General features: G+C 67.4%; 2 protein-coding genes and 1 pseudogene. All 3 read right to left on the bottom strand.

Annotated features, from left to right (window positions below; genetic code table 11):
- Positions 1–348: 348 nt before the first annotated feature.
- Positions 349–2,850 (bottom strand): Helicase associated domain protein, encoded by a 2,502-nt coding sequence (locus ACIQ7D_RS37365; protein WP_403945730.1) that lies wholly within the window; start codon positions 2,848–2,850, stop codon positions 349–351.
- A gap of 56 nt (positions 2,851–2,906) precedes the next feature.
- Positions 2,907–3,419, bottom strand: a complete 513-nt coding sequence (locus ACIQ7D_RS37360) for a hypothetical protein (RefSeq protein ID WP_403945728.1) — start codon at positions 3,417–3,419, stop codon at positions 2,907–2,909.
- A 107-nt stretch (positions 3,420–3,526) separates the two neighbouring features.
- Positions 3,527–4,488, bottom strand: a pseudogene (locus ACIQ7D_RS37355) (IS5 family transposase).
- Positions 4,489–4,910 lie beyond the last annotated feature (422 nt).

The following is a 4,910-nucleotide window of genomic DNA, read 5'->3' as shown; positions in this document are numbered from 1 at the left end:
CGCGCGCTTCGCTCCGCGAAGACGACGCGCCGTCGCTACGCGACGGATACATCGCAATGCTCCGCATTGCTGACACTACGTCACTCCGTGACGTAAGCCGGCCACTTCGTGGCCGATTGAGATCCCGCTCCGCGGTCTCTCGGCGGAGTTCGCTCCGCGAACTCCTGCGGCTGGCTGCAGCGGTGAGGGTGCGTCAGGGCTGTTGGGTTTGCAGAACCGGGAATCACGCGGATACGGGTCGTACTCTGCGGCGAGGGACGCTCCCTCCGAACCTGAGTGTCTCCCCTGCTGGAGCCCCCACAGTAGCACTTCCGGGGTGCTTCCTTAGTGGAATTGCGAGCAGAAAAGTTACGGGATCTCTGAGAATCCGGGGCGCTCCTCTTCCGGAGGAACGACGTCGGCTTCGCGGAGGATGCTCTGGATCAACTGGCTTCTGTTCTCGGAGAGTTGGCCGTTCTTCTGGGCGGTGCGGGTCTTGCAGAGCCAGGGGCCGATCATCACGCGCTCTCCGTCAACGTCGATCTCCTCCCGGGCGCCAGGAGGACGGCCGTGCCGTTCCACGAAGGCGCGCAGCAGGGTGGCTGTCTGTTCGAAGGAGCGGCGTTTCCTGGTTCTGGGAGTGCTGGGTGTGGCGGGGGTGGTGGTCTTCGTCGTGGTCAGGGTGATGTGGTTGGGGGTGAGGCCGAGGCGGGCCAGGAGGTGGCGTTGGCCGTCGTCGAGAGTGCTCCAGGTGGTGAGTTGGCGGTGCAGCCAGGTGCCAGCTTTCACGCCGTCAATCACGGTGTCGCGGCGCAGAGTTGCGGGGTCGTGTCCGGTCTGGAGGTGGCGGGCCAGGAGGTGGTATTTGCGGTGCCAGTCGGGTCCGTGCGGGAGGAGCCAGTCGGGGTCGAGGGCGGTCAGACGCGTGTGGCGGGGCTTTGGGAGTTGGCCTTTGCGGGCGAGGCCGCGTTGGTCGACGAGGAACTGGCCGCCGGGATCCTGGGCAGGGATGGCGAGGTGGCCGTGTTCGGCGTGGGAGGCCTCGATGAGGGTCATGTTGCCCTCGAAGGCGGCTTCGTGCTCGTCCCAGATCATGCCGAGTGCGTCGAGTTCAGCACTCCAGTCGGCAGTCAGGGTGCCTCGGCGGTGGGCGGTGCGCTGGCCTGCGATGAAGACTCCCAGGCGGTAGCCGTAGGCGTCGGTGTAGTCGACCGGAACCTTCAGGTGGCCGTGTTCTGTGTGGTAGCGGGTGGCGGCGGCCAGGCCAGCGCGGCGGGGTGCGGAGAGCACCGCGCCGGTAGAGGGCCAGGCCAGCAGGTCCATCGCTTTGGCGATCGCGTGGGGGGCGAGGGTGAAGTCGAAGCGGAACCGGCGGGTGATCAGGCGGTGCGTGGCACTGTCCAGGCGGTGCGTGGTGGTCTTGCGCGGGGCGCGGGCGGCGATGGTCTGGTCGTGGTGGCGCAGTGCTGCGGTGATCAGCCAGAGGGCTTCGTAGGGGGTGTCGAGGAGGTCGGTAGGGTCGGAGTCGGGTGGGGTGTAGGCGGGGATGACCAGGCTCGCGGTCTTCACGTCGACGGTGGGGGGTTTACGCAGGGCGCGGCCCAGGGCCTGGACGATCCGGCGCACGCTCTCGGTGCGTGAGGCGAAGACGATCGCGTCGACGGCCGGCAGGTCGATCCCCTCGGACAGGACCTGAGCGTTGGTGATCACAGCACGGTCGGCCTTCGCGAAGCGGTCGAGGAGTTTCGCGCGCTGATCAGGTGTGTGGTTACCGTTGATCGACGAGACGGACAGGGTGCCAGCCCAGGAGGGACGCTGCTCAGGCGGGAGGGTGCGCAGGGTGTGGCCGAACTGGCGGGCGAAGTCCGCGGCGTCGGCGACCTGCTGGAAGTAGACGATCACATGCTTGAGGTCGTGCTCGGTCATCGCTTTGAGGACCGCCAGGTGCAGAGCAGTCGTCCGGCGCGCGGTCGGGGCGAAACCGGTGTGCGCGCCGTCGGGGTCGGTCAGGAGCGTGCGCAGATCGGTGTCGGTGATGGTGGGGACGAGGAGCTGGTAGTCGGCCAGGACGCCGTCCTCGATCGCAGCCGCGTGGGTGTAGGTGTGCAGGCGAGGGCCGAACACCTTCGGATCGTCCATCGAGGCGATCAGGGACGGGGACTCCCACGCCGGTGCGGTTTGGGGGGTGCGCTTCGGGCGCGGGCGGGCATCAGGGGCCTCAGTCAGGCGCGGCGCCTCCCACTCATACGGCGTCGCAGTCAGATACAGGCGGCGCTCCGTGCGGATCCGGGAGGAGTCGTGGATCACCGTCCACTCCTTGTCCCAGCTGCCCGCGGTACGGTGCGCCTCATCCACGATCGCGAGATCGAAGACCGGAGCCGGGAAGGCGGAGTGCTGGATCTCCTCGATCCGCCGAAGCGAGTCGAGGGTCACGAACACGGTCGCCGGCGCGTCCTTCTTGGCACGCTGGGCCAACCAGTACGCCAGGTACTCCCCCGACCCCGTACTGCTCGCGCCTGCCTCGGCCAACACGGGATGCCTGTCCGCGTTGAGCGACGACACCGCCATCAACGACTCGGTCCTGCCGTCTGTGCGGGCCGCTGCCGCCCACTGCGCGATCAGATCCCTGGAGGGCACTACCACCAGCAGGAACTGGATGCCGAGAGCCTCGGCCGTCCGCAGCGCGATCAATGTCTTGCCCGTTCCGCACGCGGAGACCATGTGCCCGCGACTCCCGGGCTTCCTCAGACCGCGTACCCCGCTGTCCACCGCCGCCTGCTGATCGGAGCGCAGCGTACGGCGGACAGACGCGAAGGTGCTGGCCCCGGGAGTGCAGGTGTCCGGGACGACAGAGCTGGGGTCGATGGCCATCAGGTGGGTCCTCGGGAGCATTTGCGGAAGGTTCGCAGGAGTGGGGCGGGCGGGTGTCACTGGTAGAGGAAGTCGGTCCACCACACCTGGAATCCGTCGACCAGAGCGACAGCATTGTCTGCCACCTGACGGCGCTGAGCGGTTTCATACGTGGCATACACGGTATCGAAGGCCGACCCGGGATTGTGGTATTCCGCGGCGAGTCGGCAGAAGAGGGGTGAGGGGTGGAAGACGGTTGTCGCCGCCTCGTCTTCGTCCACCAGCTCCGCGGGAAGCCCGCCGTACATCTCGGAGGCGATATTGCAGGCCCAGTTGACCAGCTTGCGCGTCGCGGTCGCATCGGCCGCGACGCGGTCGAGGAGGAGCGGGCGGCAGTTGGGATCAGGGCATTCGTCCACCGTCGCGTAGAACAGCTGGTCCAGCAGAGCGGTGTCGTCCTTGGTCGCGAGGTGCGAGTGCAACTCGGACGGCGGCACGAACGTGCGCTGCCGACGGCGGACCGTGGCCGCAGTGTGCACATGGTCAGCGCCGATCACGACTTTCTCCACGGCATCCTCCAACAGGCTCATTTCCCGGCATCACCGTTCATCGTCGCGCGCCCTGGATGCGCGGCGGCCGCAAAACGGCGAACACGCAGCCCAGCGGTAGATCTTCTAGGGCCTGTGTGGAGTTGTGATCAAGGCTGTGATCCGAGGTGTCGGATCCAGAGGAGGCTGGCGCATAATTCGAGTCCGGCCTGGTAGCTTTCAGGCTTTTTGTCGTAGCGGACAGCGAGACCGCGCCAGTCCTTGATCTTGTTGATGGTGCGTTCGACGCTGTTGCGGAGCTTGTACAGCTGCTTGTCCCAACTGACGGGCCGTCCGCCGCGTGAGCCGCGGTTCTTGCGGTGGGCGGCCTGATCCTTCTTCTCGGGGATGACCGCTTTGATCCCACGTTTGCGCAGGTGGGAGCGGTTCTGGCGGGACGAGTACGCCTTATCGCCCGCGACTGCGTCGGGCCGGGTGCGGGGCCGACCGACCGGGCCGGGGACGCGGATCTTGTGAAGGACGGGGATGAACTGCGGACTGTCTCCGGCTTGCCCCGCAGTGAGCTTGAGCGAGAGGGGCAGGCATTGCGGCACACAGGACAGATGCGTCTTGGTGGTCAGTCCGCCACGGGAACGTCCCAGGGCAGCAGCGGCGAGTCGGGCCCTGTGGCGACGCCTCACGCGTCGTCGTTCTTCCCGCTCCGGGTCCAGTTGCCCGTCTTGTTCCTGGCTGGCGCCCCCTTTTCCGCGGCGGCCTTCTCCAACGCGTCCAGGATCTCGGGCTCCACGATCATCCCGGCAGCATCATGATGGGCCCGGACCGTGGTCGAGTCCACGCTGACCAGCGACAAGTCCACCAGGCCCCGCTTCGCCGCCTCGGCTATCGCGCCCTGGAACACCGCGGTGAACACCCCAGCATCCCGCCACTGCCGAAACCGGCCGTAAACGGTGGACCAGTGTCCGAATCGTTCGGGCAACTCCCGCCATTTCGCACCGTTCCTGAACCGCCACACGACGCCCTCGAAGTGCGCCCGCAGGTTCTCCGGGTACGGCCCGTACTCACCGACCGGGCAGAGGATGAGCAGGCGGTGCTCGAAGGAGTAGCGCAGCATGGCCAGGACCGCAGTGAGGGCCAGGGCCAGGGTGTTAAGGGCCCATCCGCGGCAGATCCGCATGCGGGAGCGCGCGTAGTCCGCCCGGGCTGCCAAGACCGGGAAGTCGGCCAGGCGCAAGCGTGCTTGGGCGTAGGCGGTGTTGGAGGGGAAGAAGCGGGTGCGCAGCCGACGGCGGTGCGGCGTGAGGGCGGTATCGGCTGCCCGGTCGATGAGGATGCCCAGGGCGTAGGCGGCGGCGAGCGCTGCTCCGGCCACTGCGGACGAGCCCGCTAGTACTGCAACCGTGCTTGTAGTGACGAGGGTTCAGTCAGGGGCTGTGGCCTCGTCGTTTGTAGTGGCTGACGCGGGCTCGGTGTTGTGCTCGTCGCCGCCAGTGGGACCAGTGCAGGACTTGGGCGAGTGAGGGCAGGAGGCGTGCG

The sequence above is a fragment of the Streptomyces sp. NPDC096310 genome (assembly GCF_044763125.1).
Taxonomy (GTDB): Bacteria; Actinomycetota; Actinomycetes; order Streptomycetales; family Streptomycetaceae; genus Streptomyces.
The sequence above is the reverse complement of the archived record's forward strand: the minus strand, read 5'-3'. Positions and strand labels throughout refer to the sequence as shown.

Coding starts and splice junctions, on each gene's coding strand:
- ACIQ7D_RS37365 (WP_403945730.1), bottom strand. CDS start 2,850: ATGGCCATCGACCCCAGCTCTGTCGTCCCGGACACCTGCACTCCCGGG.
- ACIQ7D_RS37360 (WP_403945728.1), bottom strand. CDS start 3,419: ATGAGCCTGTTGGAGGATGCCGTGGAGAAAGTCGTGATCGGCGCTGAC.